The organism is Paenibacillus sp. FSL R5-0636, assembly GCF_037974255.1.
Lineage (GTDB): Bacteria > Bacillota > Bacilli > Paenibacillales > Paenibacillaceae > Paenibacillus_AQ > Paenibacillus_AQ odorifer.
In genome coordinates, this window is the sequence record NZ_CP150232.1 from 4,100,176 (window position 1) to 4,122,564 (window position 22,389).

Below are 22,389 nucleotides of genomic sequence, written 5' to 3' on the forward strand. Positions count from 1 at the left end.
AGATTAATACAGTCCTTCCTCGCCCATCTTCTTAGCGAACGTATTGGCCGCCCATAAAAGGATTAGGCTGATAATGGACTTGACGACACCCACGGCGGTCATATATCCAAAGTCTCCTCCAATCGTGAATGAAGTCCGATAAATGTAAGTATCGATCGTGTCGGCAACCGAATATACCGGCGAACTATACAGGTTGAAAATTTGCTCGAAGCTCGAACCTTGGGTTAGTAGTTGTCCAACTTGAAGGATTAGCAGGACTGCGACTGTACTCTTCAAACCCGGCCATGCGATGTTTAGTAAACGGCGAAACCGATTCGCTCCGTCCACTTCAGCCGCTTCAAACAGCTCAGGATTGATCCCTGCCAGAGCCGCCAGGTAAATGATTGAATCCCAACCGATCTCTCGCCACACATGCGTGATATACAGAACGGGTCTGAATGCACTTTCATCGACAAGAGGAGAATTCGGATCTCCACCAAACAGCATGATGATCTGGTTATAAATCCCGTCCTTGCTTAAAATATTAATAATAATCCCCGACAGTACAACCCACGATATAAAATGCGGGAACGTCAGGATCGTCTGAAAAAAACGCTTCATTTTTGTCCTGGAAAACTCATATAAAACAATCGCCAGGATAATGGGCATCGGGAAATGAGTGACCAGCTTCATCAAGCTGATAATGACCGTATTCCAAAACGCCTTGCGAAAATCGGGGTCGGTCAGCAGCGTTTGAAAATTCTCCAATCCAACCCAAGGACTGCCCAGAATCCCCTCACTGTAATTAAATGTTTTGAACGCTAGCGTTACACCGTACATGGGAGCATAGCTGAAGAGGGCGTACCAGATTAACACCGGTAGAACCATAAGGTAAAAATACTTGTACTGTAAAATCGTTTTCCCTAAACTTTGCTTTGGAGCAAGAGTTTTTAAGCTTCGCTTAGGCGTTCGAGTGGTTACAGAATCAGCCAATCTTCTCCCCACCTTTCTGTATGAGATTGTTATGCTTGTAAGCGATTTATATGGTAAATTATATCGGGAGTGTAAATTCTCTTGTATAGAGAATACAACTCCGGTCATGTGGATTTTTCACACCTTGGCGGGTGACCTTCCCGTGACTCGTAATATCGGACATAGTGAGCGTAAGATAGTCCATACCCCCCTTGGTCCACAATCGCTAGGATAAATCTAAGAGCTCTATAAAGAAAGGGGGATTCACTTATGCGTTCAGTGATTATTGCAGATGATGAGAAGTGGATTGTAGAAGGAATTAAAGCAGGAGTGAATTGGAAGAAATACGGCTTTGAAGTAATCGGCGATGCCGAAAACGGGCAAGAAGCCCTTCAATTAATTCAATCGCTTCGCCCCACCCTTGTTCTAACAGATATCAAGATGCCTGTTATGAATGGACTAGAGCTCATTCAACGTGGCAAGGCCATCGCGCCTGATACGATCTTTATCGTACTCAGCGGACATGCCGAGTTCGCTTATGCACAAAAAGCAATGAATTATGGTACTTTCGGATATTGTCTCAAACCCTTTGAAATCGAAGAAATTGAAGGAATGCTCAACCGAATAGCCCAGCAACACGATTCCAAGACAGTTAAAGAACAACCTATCCACGACTTCGAACTTTATGAAGCGGTTTGTTCCGGAGATCTTGAACGAATTAACTTATGGTTGGATGAGAAGAAAATACCCTTGTCGAAAGATACCCCTCATATCCCCATTGTTATCCAAGGGTTAAGTTCACCTGTAGATGTTAGGCAGTTCTCCTCCCTGGTCTTCCCAATGAGCCGCCGTCGGTACGGTTACTTATTGGAAGAGTGCCAATACGAAGTCTTCCTCCAGGGTCTTGAACAAACAGAAGTTGTACAAGAGTGCGGAGTCGGGATCGGTCCACCTATTTCGGATATACAACAATTGGATGCGTCTTTAGAGTCCGCCTCTCATGCTGCTTTCAGTATGTTCGCAACGGGGATGCCCGGATGTTACCGGGTGAATCCACAACAGGAAATACCGATCGACGAGAAACTCAAAGAGATTTCCCGGATTCTTCATAATAAAGACCGGCTCGGTTTCATAGCAGCCATGGAATCGATAAAGAAATTATTCAAAGAGGGAACGTTCACCATTAAAGAAGCCTATTTGCTCTATACATCGATCCTCTACTTATTTCCTCGGGAAGGGACTCGGGTTAGCGGCCGTTTTTTTGAAGGATATGAACAGCTCTATTATCGGTACGGCACGGCTGAAGCTATGATTGATGATCTGATTCTTATGACACTTGATATTTTTATGAACAGAAACGAAACTGATATTTCACGAATCTCAAACCACAAAGTCAAAGAAATCATGTTATACATCCGCAACCATTTCAATCAAGAAATTTCGATCCAGCATTTAGCCAATCAGTTTTTTTTAAGTCCAAATTACTTATGCCAATTATTCAAAAAAGAGGTCGGCGAGACCATCATCGAACATATCAGTCGTTTACGAATTGAATACGCTTGTAAAACGCTGATCGAAACCAACCTTTCCATTTACCAAATCGGTGAGAAATGCGGTTTTCAGGATTATTTCTATTTCACACGAATTTTTAAACGGCATCTCAAAATGACACCTACACAATATAGGGAACAAAACAATGAAGACATTTAAGAGACTATCCATCCGTACTCAGGTTTTGCTATTCGGGTTATTTATTGTTGCCATTATCCCAATCATCGTTTCACGAGTCTACCAACTATCAAGCGAAACTATCATTAATCAAAATACGCAATACAATACAGAGCTGGTCTCCCTCCTCAAGCAACGGATTTCTGACAACTATGCCAACGTTTCTTCCATGATGATGAATGTGGGTTACGATTCGACCGTCCAAAAGTTCCTAGTCGAGAATGATAAGCTTCGAGTCTACGATCTATCCCAAAAAGTTGAAGGATTGTTGAGCATCGCCCGAAATATGAACACGGATATCTTAGATATTATTGTTATCGGCAGCTCAAACACACGTATCTCCTTAGCAGGAAGAACAAAATATGCTATCGATCTTATGAAAACAGCTGAGGAGGATGGAATCGTTCATTATCGCGGATACAGTCCTCCAGACAAAGTCATCGACAAGAGAAAACTGCTTTTCGGGATGAACATCTTCGCTTCAGGTGACACGTCCCTATATGGTGAAAAAATTGGCTATCTCGCAGTTATTGTAGATATGAAGGCCATTCAAACTGAAATTTCTGAGTATCCCCGATTGGTCGGAACCAGCTTTTTTATGATGGATGATAAAGGCATGATCTACTCTAATAGCAATGAGCCGGAGGATATGCTCCAGCAGTTTCAAACTCGGGCAACTGGAAGGGATGGAGAGTCCATCGTCGAGACCGTTCATGGAAAGAAATATGCAATTCAGTCCTTTAGCTTACCGGAGATCTCTGGAAAAATCATAACCGCTGTTCCTGTCCATAATTTAATGAAAGAACTGGAGAAATTGAAGAAGGTCAGCTATGCTCTTCTAGCCTTAATCTTGCTGGTCGTCTCTATCCCCTATTCTGTGCTTATGATGAATCTCTTAAGACCGTTGTCTAGGCTTATGCGCTATATGAATCAATTAAAGGGCGGAAGTCTGGGGATATTGAACAACAAGGTCGATTTAAAGGGCTATGCTGAGATTGAAATCATCTCTCGACAGTTCAACGATATGACCACACGGATCCACGATTTGACGGACCAATTAATCGATGCTTCAACTCAACTTTATCTGACCGATCTGGAAAAGCAGCGGGCGGAATATTCGTATTTACAAAGTCAAATTAATCCGCATTTCTTAAGCAATACTTTAGATACAATCAAGGGCGTTGCGATCGTAAAAGGAAATCGGGATATCTTCGAGATGACTACCGCCTTAAGCACAATGCTCAAGTACAGCATCAAAGGCAAAGAGGAGGTAACTCTTGGGGAAGAGCTGAAAATCGCGGAATCTTGTGTGAGGATTTACCAAGGCCGTTTCCCGGACAAATTTACTTACAAGCTGTTGTGTCCCCAGGAATGGTTACACATTCCCGTGCCTAAAATGATCCTTCAACCTATTGTTGAAAATGCGCTTGGTCATGGGCTTGAGGCACAAGGACAAGGAATTTTGCTGATCTCCGTAGAGAAAAACGAAGCGGGGCTGCTTGAAATCGTGGTAGAAGATAATGGTGTAGGAATCGATACAACAAGACTGGAACAACTTACGGAGTTGCTGGCTGGTAAGAATATAGAATCAGGAGATCATATCGGTCTCCTAAATGTCAATAATCGTCTAAATCTTAAGTATGGCGATCCTTGCGGCGTTCTGCTGTATAGTAAGGAGGGTAGCGGGACTAAGACCGTTTTGAGGCTTCCCGGATCTTTAATAGATCCACAAAAAGCGAGAACATAAATAGGGAGGTTGCCCATTCAGGGCAACCTCCATTTCATATGTCTTTCATTCGCCGCATTTACTAGGATATTATTAAGCATCCTATAAGGATGAGCTCAGATACTCTTTGGCATGGTAGGGTCCACCTTCCATAAGTACCGTCCATAATGGATCGATATCACAATCCATGGAGCCCATCATATTATCATGCCATTCATTCAACAGATAGACAGCCTCCATACAAACGTCTTTACGCACTTCGGCAAGATTATGTTGTTCATAAGGATCATGCTTCAAATCAAAAAGCATTTCTTGCGGGAATCCATGGTGTCCGTCATGATAGGTACGTATATATAACCAATCCGCAAACCGAACGCTGCGTTGACACACATGCGCACATTGTGAGATTACGAGATACTCACGCCCTCCCAAATCCCCCTCCAGAATGGTACCTGCATAACTTTCACCATCCCAAGAAGCAGCCGCTTTCAAATTCAAAAGGCTTGCTAATGTAGGTCCTAGATCAAGGTGATAATGTAGCCCCTCCTCCACGATTCCCTTCTTGCCCCCTGGCCAGCGAACAATCATCGGAATACGGCAAGTCGCCTCGTCTGCTGTGCCATGTTCGGAGTAAATTCCTAGTTCACCCAGACTCTCTCCATGATCCGCAGAGATCAAGATAGCCGTATCTTCCATCACGCCAAGTTCTCTCAGCTTAGAAAAAACTTTCCCGAGATGCTCGTCCAGATACTTAACTCCAGCATCATAGTTGTCAAAGATAACACGCAGGTCATCACGGTTCTCTATCTCCTGCTGATGCCTGAAATGCTGCTGATAATGCGATTTCGCGAGCGCATTCATATCTTCAATACTATGCTGCCCCTTCTTATTTCGGTGAAGCTCAAACACGTCTTCCGTGATCCAATCGGGTAAAGGCTCCTTCTCGAACGGATTACCATAGCTCTCAGGTGTACGATAAGGTGTATGCGGATCCCAGAAATTCAGGTGCAGAAACCAATTTTCGGACTCCCCATTATCCTCAAGCCATTTAAGTGCCACTGGAAGCACCTGCTCTGCCGTCTCATGCCCTCTGCCACCAACATTAAACACTTCTTGGAACCCGGCGTTAAAGGTCCAAGCCGAGTGTCGTTCGGAGAAGGTGCTGATCGATGCAGTTTTCATCGCCGCTTGCCTTAATATAGCCGGAAGGCTCTCCATCCCCAACCGGTCATTGAATTCACGTTTTGCTCCTTCTCTACGCATATCAGCAGCGGTTCCGCCATGCCCTACAATCCCATTATGAATGCCAAATCGCCCCGACATTAAAGCAGAACGAGACGGCAGGCAAGGAGCATCTGAACAATAGTAGTTGGTAAAGGTGACACCTTCTTTTGCGATTGAATCGATATTCGGGGAGGTATTCCGATGATAGCCATAACATCCCAGATGGTCCGGGCGAAGCGAATCCAAATCCAAATACAAGATTCTCATGAGTTATTCCCTGCCTTTCCTTTTCATCGAAATGGTTACGCTCGATTCGGGCAGCTTAGAATGATCTGCTCATGCTTATAAGAGTAAATGAATATGGAAAGCTCCGCTATGGAGTAGCGATGTTTGTTTTTGTAAATTCGATACTTTTCCGGTACTCTGCCGGCCCCTTACCGTATTCGCCACGAAATACCTTGCTGAAGTGTGAAGCATCATAATAACCACATCTCTGGGAGATATGCTCGATTGTATAATACGTATATTCCAGCATTTGTTTAGCTTGCTGCAGCCGCAATTTTCGCAGCATTTGCATGGGTGTCAGTTTATATATTTTCTGAAATGCCCGGCTAAAATAAACAGGATTCATATGATAGAGCTTGGAAAGCTCCTCTCTACTAATCTCCTGATCAAGCCTCTCCTCCATATATTGCAACGCTTCATTAAAGCGGTCCGTGATAAAGGGATCTCGTGAAGAACGTCGCCCGCCAAGCTTGGTACTCTCCATAATTTCATAAAGAAGAAAAAATGCCAATGAACCAACCTGAACATTCCTGAAATCATCTTCCTCCTGCAACCACAGGCTCCGCAACTCGTCAAACCTTCGCTCATATTCGCTTCGATCCCGGACCCGAATCACCTTGCCTAAAGGGAATAACTTAAAGAAGTCATCTCCGTCTTTAACTTTAGCGTTAATATTAAACAGATAATGTACACCATCCGTTTTGGAGATCACATTAAAAGGCTCGTTAGGACGGTGGATCATCACATCTCCGGCAGAAGCAACATATTCTCCTTCGGAGGATGTCGTCAATACCTCACCTTTTTGGATATAAGAGACGGTATAACAAGACTGTACATAATCGAACAGGATCCGCTTCTGATATTGAATCTTTAGGACGTCCAGCACGTTGATGTCAAACTGACTATGGATGATAGAGGACAAGGAAGTTCCTCCTTCTTATGTAGTAGTCGTAAAAGTGCTTTAACTTGTATAATCAGCCGTACATCGAAAGCCAATATTTCCGGCAGAGCTGTCTGGAGTATTTTTGCTTCTAGCCGCCACCCGATAACGGTTGCAGTAAGATTTATGGCACAAATATGATCCTCCGCGCATCGATCTTGCGACACCACTTACTGGACCTTTCGGATTCACGGATTCGGAAGATAAATGATAGTCTTTAGTAAACCAATCCGCGCACCATTCCCACACGTTTCCTGACATATTATAAAGACCATAGCCGTTAGGCAGATAGGAACTTACAGGTGCGGTACCTGCAAAACCATCGCTGGCATGATTTTTATCGGGAAACTTTCCCTGCCATATATTACAGCGATGCTCTCCGCCTGGTTTTAATTCATCCCCCCAAGGATACCGTTTCTGAACCAGTCCTCCTCGTGCGGCATACTCCCACTCCGCTTCCGTAGGCAGACGTTTACCAGCCCAGCGACAATATGCATCCGCATCATGCCATGATAGGTGAATAGCCGGATGATCATGTCGTTCATCTACATGGGAATCCGGACCTTCAGGATGACACCAATCCGCTCCCTCCACCACCCACCACCAGGGGGTTTGAGTGGCTACTTGGGTCACCTTTTTCCCTGTCTCCATGGAAACAAAAGAATGAAACACGTAAGACCATCCAAAACGTTCCGCATCTGTAACATAGTTTGTTTCCTTGATAAAAGCAGCAAACTGCTTGTTCGTAACCGCCGTTACATCCATCAAAAAGGAAGATAAGGTAACCTTCCTAGTCGGCCCTTCTCCATCTGCGGGGAACCCTTCCTTATCATCCGTCCCCATAAGAAAAGTGCCTCCAGGGATAAGGATCATGTCCGAGAAATCTTTTTCCCCTGTTACTCCTTGAACCGTTGTGTTCTCCTTACAAACATCAATAGATTCTTGTTTCGCGACTTGATTTCGACTAGCTGAACAACATGCCCTTATATTCTCTGACATGATTTACCTCCAATCTGGGATCGTCCCGGCTCTGTCTAAAAAAAAGCTACCCCAAGAATGCCAGAAGCAACGATAATGGTGAGCGGATGCAGCTTATATTTCATTAAACCATAAAGTGCAGCGAATACAATGATCAACATGCCAAGGGTCTGCCAAGTAATAAAAGCATGTTCCACGCTATTTAAGCCAAAACGAATCGCAGCATAGGCAATCAAGCCTGTAATCACTGGCCGCAAACCATAAAATAACGTTTTAATCCATTGACTATCCCTCACCCGATAAAAGAAGACAGAAATAACAATGATGATTAAAAATGAGGGCAGAACCATGCCTAATGTTGACACAATCGCTCCTTCCATTCCGGCTATACGATATCCGATTAAGGTTGCACTGTTCGTCGCAACAGGACCAGGTGACATCCCTGCGATGGAAACTACCTCTTGAAATTCCCCTTCGGATAACCAACCCCCAGCCATGGCTTCATGCTGAATCATCGGAATGATGGCGTACCCTCCTCCAAAAGACAGAAGACCTATTTTTATAAAAGTGAAAAATAAATTCCAAATCACATCGCTTCCCCCTAGATGTAATACTCCGGATAATTCGATTCTTCATCAGAAGCTTTCAAGGACTCCTTCTCCGTTCGAACTTGGAGCCCTAAGAGCTGTTTAATTTGCAGATATACAAACCCAATACATAAACCAACTGCAATCACGTAAATGGGATTAATTCCGAAAACCAGTAAAACAACCGGTATAACTAACGCCGTAACTGCGGTAGTCTTGTCAATTATAGCGTTCTTGGCCATTCGATATGCAGCTACTAGGATCAAAGCAATAACTGCACCATTAATCCCTTTCATAGCGGCAATGACTTTTGGTTGGTCGGCCAGTTGGGAGTACACGGCGCTAAGCAAACAAACAATGATAAAGGTCGGAATCGTTATCCCTGCGATTGCAGCAATCGCCCCCGTCACACCAGCAAGACGATAACCAATGAATGCCGCTGCATTTACACCTACACCACCAGGTGCAGCACCAGCTAAAGATAGAATTTCATCCATCTCTTCTTCACCCAGCCATTTTCGTTTAGCTGAAATTTCCCGTTCGATCATAGGGATCATCGCATAACCTCCCCCGAAGGTTACTGGACCAATTCGAACAAATACCCAAAACAACTGAAACAGTAGACTTATCCTCAGGTCTGTATTCGGTATCATATTTGTTTTCATAGTTGTTCTCATGGAATCCACCCTTTTATAATCTGTCGTAATTTCATTATATCACTTTTTCCCAAAATGGAATTAAGTTTTTTGAACGGTAAAATACAACCAAGGGTTTATGAGTTATACTATATTCATGTTAATAAATACAAACTATATAAAAAACGATCTTACAAGTTCATCCTATATATAGCTTGGAGGTATATCGTGGAAAAGCGCTCGACACAAATTCCATCACCAAAAAAACTCCTATACGACCGAATCGCCGAACAAGGCACTGTTTCCAAGTTAGATCTTCTACAGACATTTTCACTTACCAAAAGCACAATGACGCGGATATTGGATGAGATGACCGAAGAAAGCTTGCTGATAGAAAGCGGATTTGGAGAATCTAGCGGCGGCAGAAGACCTATTTTATACCAGATCAATCCTTTCTACGGTTATATAATCGGTTTAGAGATTTCCAGGGTGTATTCTTCTCTTGGTTTATTTGATATGCAAATGAACCCAAAATCAATTGTTCACTGGCGAATGGATCAGGCATTCACACCTGAAAGATTTATAGATCATATCAGTAATCAAATACGCGCTTTCCTTCGGGACCATCAGTTAGTGGACAGTCAAATCATCGGGATAGGAATAGGGACTGTGGGGCCACTTGATCGGGAACATGGCTTGATCCTAAAGCCGCTGCACTTCCCTTCTTCGGGCTGGAACAATCTTCCGATTTGCAAATTGGTGGAGGAACGGACGGGGTTCAAAGCTTGGTTGGACAACGGTGCCAATTCCGCATTGCTTGGGGAACGATGGTCTATCCGTCACGCAAACATTCAGCATATGCTTTATGTACATGCTGGAGCAGGACTCCGCTATGCGATGATGTCGCATGGAAGTATTGTTCATGGCACAATGGATATGGAAGATGCCATTGGTCAAATGATCATCCAGACAGATGGACCCCGATTAAATCATGACGGGAACTACGGGGCTCTGGAAGCATTTGTATCTGTGCAGGCCATAGAACAAAGTGCACGCTCGGAGGCGAAAATGGACAACGATCTGATCCTCCAAAGATATAAAGTGGCGCCTGAGAAGCTGACTTATGATGTATTGGTACAAGCCTTTAGAGACGGTAATCCACATGCGCGTGAATTATTTACCCAAGCTGCCAGCCATTTCGGGATCGGGCTCGCTAACGTTATCAACCTGTTTCATCCAGAGACCATCATTCTAGGCGGTGCGCTCATTCACTCTCACGAGTTGTTTTTCCAAACAGCGGTGGAGGTGGCACAGAGAAACACTTACCGTTATCCTGAATACCAACCTCACTTCTCCCTAGGTATATTAAAAGAAGAAGCTGTGGTGACTGGTGCGGCAATAATGGCGAGAAATCATATGGTTCTATAGCATAACAAAAAGGTTGTTCCCAATCCTTTGCATGACTGTTGGGACAACCTTATCTAGTCAAAGCTATAATGCCTGACAGCAATTTTTGAATTTCTTCCCGCTTCCGCAGAGACATGGATCATTTCGACCTGGAAGTGGTTTTGCACTTTTCCTGTACTCCAGCATCCGCTCCGATCTAAGTCGGTTCGCCAGTAATAACATGCGTTCATAGGCGTGTGAGTAGAACATTTTGTAACTATGGCAGAAATAATCAACCTCAGTCCGATCATTAACATCAAGCCAATTCCGGTTGCGCGGACATCCCCCATTGCAAAAGCTAAGGTACTCACACTTATAGCATGATTCATTCATATTGGGCTTCATTAACAAAAAATCATCATATACTGGGCTGGTTAGCAGCGCTTTCAGGTCAGTTTGGCCGATATTTCCTAACCTATGCTCTTCATCAATAAAGAAATCGCAAGGGTAGGCATCCCCGTTCGTTTCAAGCACCATCATCTTCGGGCAACATGAGTTGTGAACGCATAACTCTGCCTCACGATGCATGAATACAAGAAGCATATTCTCAAAAATACGAATAGGAAGCTCTGGATACCCACCGTTGTACCAAAGGTCAAATGTACGGCATAAAAAGACTCCGTATTGTTCAGGTGTAATTCGGAAACGTCCCGCTACATCACTTTTCTGAGAAACAAAATCCATGCAGGGGATAAACTGAATATTCGGAAAGGTATGTTCTAGATAAAATGCCATCAACTCCTCTGGTTTCGTCACGTTATCTTCATGAATCACCGTCAGAATACTATACTCCACACCCTCATTCTGTAAATGACGAATCCCACGCATAACTAGACTATAACTGCCTTTCCCCGAACCCGTTACACGATGAGCATCATGAATAGGCTCTGGGCCATCCAGACTAATCCCAACCAAAAAGTTATACCGTTTAAAAAATTTCGCCCATTTCTCATGGATAAGCGTTCCATTGGTCTGCAGTGCATTACTGATCATCGTATGAGGCGGAGCGTACTTAGCTTGAAATGAAATCACTTGTTCAAAATACGAAAGTCCGGCCAATAATGGCTCCCCACCCTGCCAAGAGAAAGTCGCTATCCCTGATGATCTTTTCATGTACTGAGCGATAAACCGCTCCAGAAGCTCCGTATCCATCACCCGGATCGGTTGCTGAGGATGTCCCCCGGCTGTACTGTAATAGCAATAATCACAGGCTAGATTACAATCCTCTGAGACGGTTTTCCACATGACATGAAGGGTCTCCTGCTTAGAGGTTTGTATACATGCAGTCATACGATTCTGCCCCTCCTATGTAATACTATCTTTGTAGAACCTAATTCCTATTTGTTCAATTAAATCATAGATCTGCAAGTCAACGATGAGTAAAACATCATAGCTGGTCGAATAACTGGGCATAAAAAAGCTGCACTCCCCATTGTCCGTTGGAACAAAGCAATAAGGGTGTGCAGTTTCTTTGTGGATGAGTCTAACTAACGGTAGTTAGAGACTAAGTCTTATTAATTACGGACGTATTCTCTATTTGCTGTTTCCAACATGGATTTCCAATCCGCAAACTTCGTCTCCCTAACAACATGACGATCAAAGAGTTCATCAGGTATGTCAGCAACATCTTCTTCTGTCTTTACTTGAAAGTTCCCTTTGGTTACAAACTCATCGAAACTTTTGTAATTGGAATACTTACTCATAAACGCTTCATTAAACAATTTCTCGAAAGAGATGTGATTGGGATCTTCTTGATACGTTTTCTGTCCTTGTAACTCATTCATCAATTCTTCCATGGTCATTGGTTTTTGTCTTCTCAAATTACCACTCCTAATTTTCTGTTATAGTTGTAGAATATCATGTTAATCCATAAATCACACGAATCCTAAGCTTACCATAATTTTGACGATTTCACCTTTCAAATTTCACTTAATATGCAAATAGTCTGCCTCTATACTTAAAATACAACAAAAAACCTTCCTTATTCATAAGGAAGGCTTCTTATTATTAGGACAATTTCACCAGGCTGTAGTTTTTCTTACCCTTACGGATAATGATAAAACGTCCGCCGATGGCTTCGCTGGCTGTAACTTCAAATGCTACATCGCTAACTTTTTCACCGTTCATGGAAATTGCGCCTTTGGTGATGTCTTCACGCGCTTGACGTTTGGATGGCTCAATTCCTAGATCTACCAGCCACTCCACGATATTTTTGGACTCCAATGTCGTTTCGTAGGTCGGCATTTCCTTGAAGCCTTGCTCGATCTCGTCAGCGGTCAGAGATTTAATATCTCCACTGAACAGAGCGGCAGTAATGCGTTTAGCCTGCGCCAGCAATTCCTCACCATGCACGAATCTGGTCATTTCTTCAGCCAGTGTTATTTGCGCTTCACGTTTATGCGGTTCGGTTTGCACCTTTTCTGCTAGTGCATCAATTTGCTCTTTAGAGAGGAATGTAAAGTACTTCAGGTATTTCACAACATCACGGTCATCTGTATTTGCCCAGAACTGGTAGAATTCAAAAGCTGTCGTTTTGTTCGGATCCAACCAAATGGCTCCACCAGCTGTTTTACCGAATTTTGTACCATCGGCTTTCAGCATAAGCGGGATGGTAAGTCCGAATGCCACCGCTTCAGAACCTTCTTTTTTACGAATCAGATCTAAGCCACTTGTGATGTTCCCCCATTGGTCAGAACCACCGATTTGCAGCTGCACATCTTCATGCTGGAACAGGTGCAGGTAGTCCAGGGATTGCAGGATTTGGTAGGAGAATTCCGTAAAGGAAATTCCGCTGTCCAATCTGCTCGCTACAACATCCTTGGCAAGCATCGAATTGATACTGAAGTTTTTACCATAGTCACGCAAAAATTCGATAACATTGATTTTATGCGTCCAATCGTAGTTGTTCACCATGCGGATTTGATTGTCGCCATCAGTCACGAACAATTTTTTCATTTGTGCTGTAAGTGCATCAACGTTGGCTTGGACTTGCTCCAGCGTTTGCAAAGAGCGCTCGGATTGACGTCCACTTGGATCACCGATCGTTCCCGTAGCCCCACCAATTAGAATAACCGGACGATGTCCTGCCAGCTGGAATCTTTTGAGCACCATGAATGGAATCAAGTGGCCAATATGCATACTGTCACCAGTTGGATCTACACCGCAGTACAGGGATACCGATTTTTGATTGGTCAGTTCTCTAAGCCCTTCGGCATCTGTTTGTTGATTGATGGCATCGCGCCATTCTAGTTCGTCGATAATATTCATTGCCTTACACCCCTCAAAATTAGTAGTTATCCTATAATGAAACATCAGTCCGCCAAGCGGAAACGGCTTTGCCCTCCTGATTAGGACGGTACCGTTTCAGCGAGAAATATAAGGATCATTGATGAAGTGAACCCTATAAATCCTTATATTTAAAAACAAAAAAATCGTCCCCTTGTCTATTGTAGACATAGGGACGATTGAATAACCGTGTTACCACCCAGATTGCACCCATGAAACGCTTATGCTCAAGCATACCATTGATACCACTCTTGACGAGATATCGTTCGCCATTCCGCTCGGTGTTACCCGAGATACTCCAAAGTGTAATTCGCAAGCTTAGTGTGTACCGGGTTTCATCAACCCCCGGCTTTCTGGAACAGGGACTAAGTTACTACTGGGCTCCTTCAACGTATATCGTATATAAGATTACAGCCAGTATAGTGAAATAATTCTTTTATGTCAACTATCTTCAGCAGAGAATGCCGTCACACACTTCTACTGTAAAGCGCTACTAGGCATTTCCACTTTTTTTCTGATACAATTACGAAAAAAGAGGTGAACGAATCCGCATGCTAGATCCTATCGATAACCATATTTTGATGCGGCTGGCCCAAAACAGCAGAATTTCCTATACTGATCTAGCTAAAGAAGTCAGTTTATCAAGTGTCGCGGTGAAAGACCGTATTGATAGGCTAGTCAATCAAGGGATTATTGAACAGTTCTCGATTGTCATCAGTGCCGAAAAGTTAGGAAAGAAAATCTCCGCCTACCTGGAACTTGAAGTAGAACCTGCTCATTTGAATCATATCGTCGACGTATTAAAAGAAAACGAACGTGTAGCTGTATTATACGAAATGACAGGACCTTGTATTCTGCATATTCACATCTTAGTTGAGAATCTTGAAGAGATGGAACGGTTTATGCATGAATCAATCTATTGTCTGGATGGACTGGTACGTGTAGAAAACCAAATTTTATTGAAACGCCACAAAAATCAAGACGGCTTAAATATATAAGAAAAAGAACCGCCTATAGACGGTTCTTTTCTCATCTGGATTTTTATTAGAATTATCAAATAATTGCTATTTCGTCCTACTCTGTCTTAGCCAGCTTAGCTTTATAAAAGTTCACGAAATATTCGCTGACCACAACCTTCTCATTCACAACACTTAATGGGGCTACAAGCTTCACTGTCTCTCCGTTGTAAATTCCCGTTGTCGCTCCAACCTTCATCTCCAGTACATTGCCATTATAGCTCAGCGTAACTGTCTTAGTGGCTGGCTGCCAGCCAACCTTTGCTCCAAAGTTCTCAAAGCTGCTCCGTAAAACCACGGGCTTGCGCTCGGAATCGCCGAATTGACCTTTATCAATTAAGGCGTGAACGCCCCAGTTTCCATCCACCACTTGTGTAATTCCAAAATCAGCTGACACCGACATCAGAGAGTATGCTTCATCTTCGCTCAATTCCATTCCAGCCATTAAAAAATCTTTTGTTTTATGAGCGGCATCCTTCATTGCTTTGTCGATGGATGAGTTTTTAAAGATATCCGTCTGAGCACTAGCCCCCAGCTCCTCCAAATAATTAGCGTAGCTGAATCCATGCACGACCCACTCGTTCTCATTTTCAAGTAATGGGAAGTTTAAACCTTTCAGCTTGTTGTTAAGCGATGTTTTTTTATGAAGAATAACTTGTATATCCCCAGTGACCGATGTCTCAATCGCAGTACCGTTAATCTCCGAATCGCCTTGACCGGCATGCGGGTCACCGATCGACAGTAGTGCACCAGCTACGGATACAGGATAATACATCGTTGCACCTTCGGTAATCCGCCAATCATCTACGTTACCGCCGTTGTAAGAAGGTGGAACGGAGTCAACAACATCCGCTTCTTTCGGCGCCACACCCATTGTACCAAAGTGGAGACGCACCGGAATTTTCACACCTTTTAGCACATCGAAATTCTTATCAATCGTTTTATGGTCAACGATAACACCCGGGTAGTCAATTGTCGGGTGCACTTGACCATCCGGATCGGTTTGCACAGACCATTTGTAGTTATATAAAGCTGTTGCATAATCTGTTCCACCCTCCGTATCCATCTCATAGATGGTTACTACCTCACGCCTTTTCGGCTCCTCCACCATATCTCCGTATAGATAACCCCAGTTCGCCGCGGCATTCACGCCATATGTTTTTCCAGCGTATTGTTCATTTCCATTAGGTCTCAGCTTCATGTCCAGAATCTTCACTTCCAGCACATCCCCTGGTTCAGCACCTTCTACTGCGATGGGACCCGTCATAATATGTACGCCTGGCCCGCGGAGCGCTTCGTTCTTCTCCCCTTCAATCCAGTGGAAAATATCCTCCACTCCCGCATCTCCTTTAATCATCCGCTCGTAATCATCACCAGAGTGATGTGTAATAGCCTCAACCGTTACGATGTCTCCCGAATGTACAGTCAGAGCTGGATCTCCCTTACCAATATTCCCCCATCGAACAGTCTCCGAATTCGCCTTCAGAACATGGGTTTTTGGCTTATACGCATCATTCGATGTGTTAGCATACATGACACTGGATAACGAATTCACCACTAAAAACATGGATAACGTGACGCCTACATTACGAATTATTTGTTTTTTCATACGAAAATCCTCCATTCCTTTAATTAGTGTTAGTTTTTATAACATTTGGTGTTTCTGAGTATAACAGATGACCTGAGGATTAACAATATAAATATTTTCACGAAGTTTGGTTTAAATAATAAATAGGAAGTAGTCTTTCTCTTGAATTATCCAAGTTAACTCCATAATAAAAAACGCCAACACATATTAGTCCATAGTGTTTGGCGTTTGAATATCCAGTCTAAAGTGATGCGCTAATTTCATTTTTGATCAGTAATACTTCTTGTTGCCCGGGTTACAATCCGCTTTGTTTCCTTGGTACCCGATAGGTTCAACCATTCATCACAAATTTGCTGTACCCATGCCGGATTGATTTTGCTAGCATCATTTAACCAATTGCTTACAGAATCCTGAACGTATTTTGCCGGATCAGAGTTAAGCGGTTCTAATAGCGGAAGGGCAATCGCTGGATTTTCTTTGAGCGCTTTAATATGCTTTGCCCATACCCCATGTGGGCGCGTCAATTCGACCGCAAATCTCCTAATATTCGCGTCCTGGTCATGAACCCAAACCTTTAACAATTCAATGGACGCTTCCAGCTCGGCAATGACTGATTCCCTCAAAGCCATCCAAGAAATCTCACGCACCCCAAAATGACCATCCGCTGCAAAAGGACGGATTGCTGTTAGTTTTTGAACTAGACTCCATTGATGATTCTGGCCCACGATATAAGCAGCCCAGCAGCGAACACTATCGGATTTATGATGAGCTAACACAGCAAATAGTCGGGAACGTTCCAGCTGTGATTTACAGTCAAATAGAAGCTGCCACTCACGTGAAATCACCGGGATGAGCTTCATGATTTTCTTTTCCGATAACGCATTCAGCCTTTGTAATATTGGTTTAGCTTCCTGTTCAAAAACTAGCTCACTCAGTACATTTTCCAGCAATATAAGATGATCCACAGCAAGCCATTCCGTTAAATTCACGGTCTGTAAATATCCTTTATTCAGCAGTTCTACAATCTCAACGGGAATTTCAGTAACCTTCCGAGCGCCCTTCCTGTGTTCCATGGAAATCGTCCCTTCACTATGATTTGAAAGCTTAAATCACCTTCATGTCATAGCTAGGATACCGTTGTTTTTAAAAATGAAGCTGTAATCTCGTTTACAACTCGATAGCTATGTTATATTTCTTTCCAAAATCTTGTCTCGCTGGATATAGATAGTTCTGAACCCTGTCCGAATAACTTCAGCTTTCACCAATTCTTGTAGTGCCACTGTTACAGCCTCTCTGCTGGCCCCAATTAAATTAGCGATTTCTTGATGCGATAGAGGAACATTAATTTTGTAACAATTATCCTCATGCTCAACCCCATGCTGATCCGCCAGCTTTAAAAGAACGCACAATATTTTATCATGCAGATTTCCGATGGCTAGATTTTGCGTTAACTGACTCATACTTTTTATGCGGTCGCTCAATACTTGCAATAATGACATCATAAACCTAGGCCGGTGAGAGATGAATTCTTCAAACCTTCCAGGATCAATTGTGCAGATATGGCTTTCCTCAATCGTTTCAATATAATGTTCCTTCGTTCCAAAAGAAATCACACCCATTTCACCAAAAACATTGCCTTCATTAAGGATATCCGATGTAAATTGCTTACCGTTTGCATTTAATTGGTATAAACGAACCTTCCCTTTTTTCACAAAAAACAGTCCTTCAGAAAAGGTTGACGGTGTTTGGATATATGTATTTTTGGGGACTACTGTTATTCGCGTTAATTCTTCCATTTCAATTAGGTCTTCCAGTCCTAACGATTGAAGCAAATTGAATTGAGATAAATAATGAATTTTATCCATTGCCCCTCCTGTATAAAACGTTATTCATTTCTTCAGTATACCTTACAAAAAAAGCCACGTCCTAAGGACGCAGCTTACTAAATTACCGATTACTTGCTTCCCAGCGCGCTACTTCTTCCCGAACACGTGGGGCCACTTCGGTGCCAAGCAGTCTAATCGCCTGCATAACATCCTCATGAGGCATCGTGCCGTGCGGCACATGTAAAAAGAATCGCGTAATTCCCACATGCTTGCGCAGATGAATGATTTTATTAGCAACAGTTTCTGGATCACCTACGTAAAGGGCGCCATCTAAGCTGCACGCTGCATCATAATCTGCACGATGGTACGGAGGTGTTCCTTTTTCCTTCGCCCGCACATTGGTCCGGGCATGCGTTGAAGGGAAAAATTTCTCCAGCGCTAACTGATTAGTCTCCGCTATAAACCCGTGTGAATGCGAAGCGATTGGAAATTTTGAAATATCATGCCCGGCTTCAGCTGCTGCTTTTTTGTAAAGCTGTACATGTGACGCATAATCCAGCGGTAGAACATTCCCTATAATCGCTAAAACAAAAGGCAAACCTAGTGATCCTGTGCGGATCGCAGACTCTGGACTTCCTGCACTCCCGATCCAAATCGGTAAAGGATCTTGAACCGGACGCGGATAAATCCCCGAATTTTCTATAGCTGCTCGGTGTTTGCCTTTCCAGGTCACTTTTTCTGACTTTTGGATGGCTAATAACAATTCCAGCTTCTCATTAAACAGTTCTTCATAATCCTTCAGATCATATCCGAATAGAGGAAAAGACTCTGTAAACGAACCCCGGCCGATCATAATCTCCGCACGTCCGTTCGAAATTCCGTCCAGCGTTGCAAAGTCCTGAAACACACGCACCGGATCGGCTGAAGACAGGATCATTACAGCACTGCTCAACCGGATCTTAGTAGTCAACGAAGCAGCTGCAGCCAGTACAACCGCAGGTGAAGATGCCGCATAATCATGCCGATGATGCTCACCTACTCCGTATACATCTAATCCCACCTCTTCGGCAAGTACAATTTCCTCCACTACTTCACGTAGTCGTTCTGCATGACTTATTGTCTCACCCGTTTGGACATCCGGTGTGGTCTCGACAAATGTGCTTACTCCAAGTTCCACTATTCATTTCCTCCTAATATTCTGCACAATGTATTATTCTCTGGATGTAAAAAACCATAAAGGGACTACCTAATTATTCTAACTAATTTAGTTCCCTTCGACTATAATCGAAGTTCATCTAATTAGATCCCCCTCACTATAGATCGGACTGAGGAGCCGTTATTTTAATAATTTCATTCATTTTGCTAAATTATCGGACTTAGATGCAGCTATTCGTGTAAAGTAGCTTCCATAATGTGTGTTTTTATGGAAATAAGCGCAATACAGTCCGAAACTATCGTAAAATCAACTAAAAAGTGAAAATAGCTGCAATACGGTCCGAACAAACAAAACCTCGTGTGAACTGACTACAATACAACAATTATACTGGGACTTTGTCGCCAATGTGCCAGAGTACAGCTAATGTTAGGTAATGACGAAGTTTGTTTAATTGCCTCTACCACCAATGCACAGTGTAGCTAAGATGAGGTAACGACGAAGTTTGTTTAATTGTATTTTGTGCAACTATATACGCTTTGAAGGTAGCCTTTGTGGATTTAGTTGCACTCTGTACACTTAAATACGAGCATTTGCCTCAATATGGCGGGATTCTAGAATAATAGTTGTAAAATATGCAATTAAACTGCCCCAAAGCTGCGAGCATAAGAGCTTAATTGTACTTTTTACAACTATTTTGCTTTTTTATGAGAATTGAGAGGATGCTGCTAGTGCGATGTAATCGCGATGTAATCGCGATGTAATAGCAATGTAATTAGCGAAGTAATCGCAATAAATGCAAAAACAAAAAAAGACCACTAATCACCTAAACACAGACGATTAGCGGCCGGTCAAGTTCAAGCTAGTTTGCATTCCCAATACTCGGAGTTATCGGCTTATCCAGCGATTTCGGTGGTTTGCTTGGGTTTATCCCTACACCGATCCGACCGAATACATACGCTCCGCCAGGAATTCGATTCGCTAAATTCATTATAAGTGCCGAGCCTACCACACAACCAACAAATTGCAGCAGAACACTGAATAGCCCAAGGTTTTGCAACCCAAATGAAGCTGGAAGCTTGACGAATATAGCCAATAGCAAAGGATGAAGCAAGTATATGCCAAAAGAGTATCTGCTGCTCCATTCCAGTACACGTGGCACTTTCTTCATTTTCGATGCCACGGAGAAGAGCAGCAAAATCATGCTTAAGGCGAATAGAAGCATATCAATTCTTTTGGAGCTATGCGCCGTTATCCAGCCTTGACTATTCACGAACAGCACAAGCGCACCTGTCAGAACCGGGAGCGTGTATACCGCTATGCGGAACTTTTTTAATTTTTCCCGGAACCACAGCTCATTTCGTCCCAAGTAATAGGCTACTGTAAAGTAAAAAATCCAACCAGGTGCGAAAATCCAGTACATTTTATCCCAGAAATAATGGGCGGCAGCCGTATCTGCGGGCGTAGTAAAGTTGAAGAAACCCAAATAGATAACGTTAATAAGGAACGATACGATTAGAATAGTGCGGGGGTTAAGCCGCTTCGCATACGTCTGAAACCAGAGGAATAAAGCATAAAACTGAAAGATAATCAGTATAAAATAGCCATGGAAATCTCCAATCAGCAAATGACGCCAGAGGTAATACCAAAAAGCCTGCAGCAAAGGAATGCCGTCACTACCCGACATCTCCAATCCTTTTAGTCCTGCATACAAGGTCCCGAAAAAAAAGTAAGGCAATAAAATATACTTGATTCTTTTCTCCCAAAATCTCGCTGGAATTTCATTGGGATAGGCAAATGACAACACGAATTGGGAGATAAATACGAATACAGGTGTGCCAAACGTTAGCAGTAAACCCACCGATTCTACCCAAGGTGTATTTCCATCGTCATAAACCCGATAAAGAGCATGCAGCAGGGCTATACTTAAGCAGGCTACACTACGAAGAACGAACATTTCCGAGTTCATTTTGCGTTCCATGCGGAGTGCCCCTTTCAATGGGTGCTTTTAATGATCTACTGCGCTTCCTACACTTAAGCGGTCAGTAATTGTTTTTTCCAGCCCGGTATGAAAGTTATGGTTAGGGAACCAAGACAATAATTCCTGGGCTTTTTGATTGTTTAAATAGCTATGGAGAATATCCCCCGGACGAGGATCCGCATAGGTTGTCAGGAAATCCCGACCCGTGATGTCCCCTAACATCCGAACCATCGTATTTATCGAGGTTGGTATTCCGCAGCTAATATTCATCGTCTCATTATTCACTCTGCCGTCGGTCTGAACCGCATCAACGAACGCTTGCGCCACATCCTCCACATAGACGAAATCTCTAGTCTGCTCACCGTCCCCATAGATAACGAGATCCTCCCCTTGCTTTATACGATCCAGAAAAACGGAAACAACGCCAGCTTCCCCATGTGAACTTTGCCTTGGCCCATATACATTAGCGAGACGCAGTATCGTATATTTCAGCCCATGTAAGCTGGCAAACATCCGAATATATGACTCTGGTACACTTTTGGATACACCATAGCAGGACTCGGGATTTAAGGGGTGCTGCTCATCAATGCTCAAATATTCCGGGTTCCCGTAAACCGCTGCCGACGAGGCATAAACTAGCTTTTGAACCTGATGGATCTCGCAAATGCGCAGTACATTCAGCGTGCCAACAATATTCACATTCGCATCAAATAACGGGTTCCGCTGTGATTCTCTGACGTCGATCTGTGCAGCCATATGAATGACTGCATTTGGTTTTTCAAGGTTAAACACTTCATGCAAAGTCTCATCCCGAATATCGTACTTATACAGAACCGCAGCAGGATTCATATAAGTCAGACCGGAGGCTCCGGATACATTATCTACAATCACAGTTTCTATGCCCTTTTTTATTAGCCGATCAACCACATGGGACCCAATAAAGCCTAACCCCCCAGTTACCAATACCTTCAAAATAAAAAACTCCTTTCGCCCGCTAAGAGTGATCTTTGTACCGTGCATTCCCCGAAAAATTCACATAA

General features: G+C 43.3%; 19 protein-coding genes. 4 read left to right on the forward strand and 15 right to left on the reverse strand.

The features are described from left to right. Positions 1–3: 3 nt before the first annotated feature. Positions 4–972 carry an ABC transporter permease subunit gene (locus MKX34_RS18655; RefSeq protein WP_038571727.1) on the reverse strand — a complete coding sequence of 323 codons (969 nt, stop codon included), beginning with the start codon at positions 970–972 and terminating at the stop codon, positions 4–6. A 249-nt stretch (positions 973–1,221) separates the two neighbouring features. Here MKX34_RS18655 and MKX34_RS18660 point away from each other — a divergent pair, with 249 nt between their 5' ends. Next, positions 1,222–2,661, forward strand: coding sequence for a response regulator (locus tag MKX34_RS18660; RefSeq protein WP_076296236.1), 1,440 nt, complete (start codon positions 1,222–1,224; stop codon positions 2,659–2,661). After that, entirely contained in the window at positions 2,648–4,426 is a 1,779-nt protein-coding gene (locus tag MKX34_RS18665) for a histidine kinase (protein ID WP_036688197.1), read from the forward strand. Before MKX34_RS18660 ends, MKX34_RS18665 begins: the two co-directional genes overlap by 14 nt. A gap of 81 nt (positions 4,427–4,507) precedes the next feature. Here the strand turns inward: MKX34_RS18665 and MKX34_RS18670 are convergent, their stop codons facing one another. The 5 genes from MKX34_RS18670 to MKX34_RS18690 form a co-directional block, all read right to left on the reverse strand. After that, positions 4,508–5,896 carry a sulfatase gene (locus MKX34_RS18670; RefSeq protein WP_036688200.1) on the reverse strand — a complete coding sequence of 463 codons (1,389 nt, stop codon included), beginning with the start codon at positions 5,894–5,896 and terminating at the stop codon, positions 4,508–4,510. A 106-nt stretch (positions 5,897–6,002) separates the two neighbouring features. Continuing rightward, the gene (locus MKX34_RS18675; RefSeq protein WP_076296237.1) at positions 6,003–6,836 is read right to left on the reverse strand and encodes an AraC family transcriptional regulator; all 834 of its coding nucleotides are present in this window, start codon (positions 6,834–6,836) and stop codon (positions 6,003–6,005) included. Between the two features lie 39 nt (positions 6,837–6,875). Next, positions 6,876–7,853 (reverse strand): formylglycine-generating enzyme family protein, encoded by a 978-nt coding sequence (locus MKX34_RS18680; protein ID WP_081382414.1) that lies wholly within the window; start codon positions 7,851–7,853, stop codon positions 6,876–6,878. A gap of 35 nt (positions 7,854–7,888) precedes the next feature. Further along, complete coding sequence (locus tag MKX34_RS18685) at positions 7,889–8,422, reverse strand: chromate transporter (protein ID WP_036688207.1); 534 nt, start codon at positions 8,420–8,422, stop codon at positions 7,889–7,891. A gap of 11 nt (positions 8,423–8,433) precedes the next feature. Beyond that, the gene (locus MKX34_RS18690; protein WP_256717124.1) at positions 8,434–9,096 is read right to left on the reverse strand and encodes a chromate transporter; all 663 of its coding nucleotides are present in this window, start codon (positions 9,094–9,096) and stop codon (positions 8,434–8,436) included. 186 nt (positions 9,097–9,282) lie between these two features. Between MKX34_RS18690 and MKX34_RS18695 the strand changes: the two genes are divergently transcribed. After that, the gene (locus MKX34_RS18695) at positions 9,283–10,482 is read left to right on the forward strand and encodes an ROK family protein (protein ID WP_076296238.1); all 1,200 of its coding nucleotides are present in this window, start codon (positions 9,283–9,285) and stop codon (positions 10,480–10,482) included. A gap of 63 nt (positions 10,483–10,545) precedes the next feature. Here the strand turns inward: MKX34_RS18695 and MKX34_RS18700 are convergent, their stop codons facing one another. The 3 genes from MKX34_RS18700 to tyrS all read right to left on the reverse strand — a co-directional run bounded on the left by MKX34_RS18700 (position 10,546) and on the right by tyrS (position 13,767). Continuing rightward, positions 10,546–11,790, reverse strand: a complete 1,245-nt coding sequence (locus tag MKX34_RS18700; protein WP_038571746.1) for an anaerobic sulfatase maturase — start codon at positions 11,788–11,790, stop codon at positions 10,546–10,548. A 224-nt stretch (positions 11,791–12,014) separates the two neighbouring features. Next, positions 12,015–12,302 (reverse strand): hypothetical protein, encoded by a 288-nt coding sequence (locus tag MKX34_RS18705; protein WP_036688213.1) that lies wholly within the window; start codon positions 12,300–12,302, stop codon positions 12,015–12,017. Positions 12,303–12,507: 205 nt separating this feature from the next. Beyond that, positions 12,508–13,767, reverse strand: coding sequence for a tyrosine--tRNA ligase (gene tyrS / locus MKX34_RS18710; RefSeq protein WP_076098963.1), 1,260 nt, complete (start codon positions 13,765–13,767; stop codon positions 12,508–12,510). Positions 13,768–14,336: 569 nt separating this feature from the next. Here tyrS and MKX34_RS18715 point away from each other — a divergent pair. Further along, positions 14,337–14,783 (forward strand): Lrp/AsnC family transcriptional regulator, encoded by a 447-nt coding sequence (locus MKX34_RS18715; protein ID WP_038571749.1) that lies wholly within the window; start codon positions 14,337–14,339, stop codon positions 14,781–14,783. 76 nt (positions 14,784–14,859) lie between these two features. Here the strand turns inward: MKX34_RS18715 and MKX34_RS18720 are convergent, their stop codons facing one another. From MKX34_RS18720 to MKX34_RS18745, 6 genes are all read right to left on the reverse strand, one after another. Then, positions 14,860–16,410, reverse strand: coding sequence for an acetamidase/formamidase family protein (locus MKX34_RS18720; protein ID WP_076296239.1), 1,551 nt, complete (start codon positions 16,408–16,410; stop codon positions 14,860–14,862). 239 nt (positions 16,411–16,649) lie between these two features. Then, on the reverse strand, positions 16,650–17,462 hold the full coding sequence (locus tag MKX34_RS18725; RefSeq protein ID WP_076296240.1) for a DNA alkylation repair protein: 813 nt from the start codon (positions 17,460–17,462) through the stop codon (positions 16,650–16,652). A 108-nt stretch (positions 17,463–17,570) separates the two neighbouring features. Further along, on the reverse strand, positions 17,571–18,254 hold the full coding sequence (locus MKX34_RS18730) for a Crp/Fnr family transcriptional regulator (protein WP_076146443.1): 684 nt from the start codon (positions 18,252–18,254) through the stop codon (positions 17,571–17,573). Positions 18,255–18,336: 82 nt separating this feature from the next. Next, positions 18,337–19,392 carry an LLM class flavin-dependent oxidoreductase gene (locus MKX34_RS18735; RefSeq protein WP_076296241.1) on the reverse strand — a complete coding sequence of 352 codons (1,056 nt, stop codon included), beginning with the start codon at positions 19,390–19,392 and terminating at the stop codon, positions 18,337–18,339. A gap of 838 nt (positions 19,393–20,230) precedes the next feature. After that, entirely contained in the window at positions 20,231–21,349 is a 1,119-nt protein-coding gene (locus MKX34_RS18740; RefSeq protein ID WP_052097105.1) for an acyltransferase family protein, read from the reverse strand. Between the two features lie 27 nt (positions 21,350–21,376). Then, on the reverse strand, positions 21,377–22,321 hold the full coding sequence (locus MKX34_RS18745) for an NAD-dependent epimerase/dehydratase family protein (protein WP_076296242.1): 945 nt from the start codon (positions 22,319–22,321) through the stop codon (positions 21,377–21,379). Between the last annotated feature and the right edge of the window lie 68 nt (positions 22,322–22,389).

Excerpts from the sequence above, each read along its gene's own strand:
- MKX34_RS18680 (WP_081382414.1), bottom strand. The coding sequence starts at position 7,853 with ATGTCAGAGAATATAAGGGCATGTTGTTCAGCTAGTCGAAATCAAGTC.
- tyrS (WP_076098963.1), bottom strand. The coding sequence starts at position 13,767 with ATGAATATTATCGACGAACTAGAATGGCGCGATGCCATCAATCAACAA.
- MKX34_RS18665 (WP_036688197.1), top strand. The coding sequence starts at position 2,648 with ATGAAGACATTTAAGAGACTATCCATCCGTACTCAGGTTTTGCTATTC.
- MKX34_RS18700 (WP_038571746.1), bottom strand. The coding sequence starts at position 11,790 with ATGACTGCATGTATACAAACCTCTAAGCAGGAGACCCTTCATGTCATG.
- MKX34_RS18715 (WP_038571749.1), top strand. The coding sequence starts at position 14,337 with ATGCTAGATCCTATCGATAACCATATTTTGATGCGGCTGGCCCAAAAC.
- MKX34_RS18690 (WP_256717124.1), bottom strand. The coding sequence starts at position 9,096 with ATGAGAACAACTATGAAAACAAATATGATACCGAATACAGACCTGAGG.
- MKX34_RS18660 (WP_076296236.1), top strand. The coding sequence starts at position 1,222 with ATGCGTTCAGTGATTATTGCAGATGATGAGAAGTGGATTGTAGAAGGA.
- MKX34_RS18705 (WP_036688213.1), bottom strand. The coding sequence starts at position 12,302 with ATGACCATGGAAGAATTGATGAATGAGTTACAAGGACAGAAAACGTAT.
- MKX34_RS18670 (WP_036688200.1), bottom strand. The coding sequence starts at position 5,896 with ATGAGAATCTTGTATTTGGATTTGGATTCGCTTCGCCCGGACCATCTG.
- MKX34_RS18730 (WP_076146443.1), bottom strand. The coding sequence starts at position 18,254 with ATGGATAAAATTCATTATTTATCTCAATTCAATTTGCTTCAATCGTTA.
- MKX34_RS18725 (WP_076296240.1), bottom strand. The coding sequence starts at position 17,462 with ATGGAACACAGGAAGGGCGCTCGGAAGGTTACTGAAATTCCCGTTGAG.
- MKX34_RS18740 (WP_052097105.1), bottom strand. The coding sequence starts at position 21,349 with ATGGAACGCAAAATGAACTCGGAAATGTTCGTTCTTCGTAGTGTAGCC.
- MKX34_RS18720 (WP_076296239.1), bottom strand. The coding sequence starts at position 16,410 with ATGAAAAAACAAATAATTCGTAATGTAGGCGTCACGTTATCCATGTTT.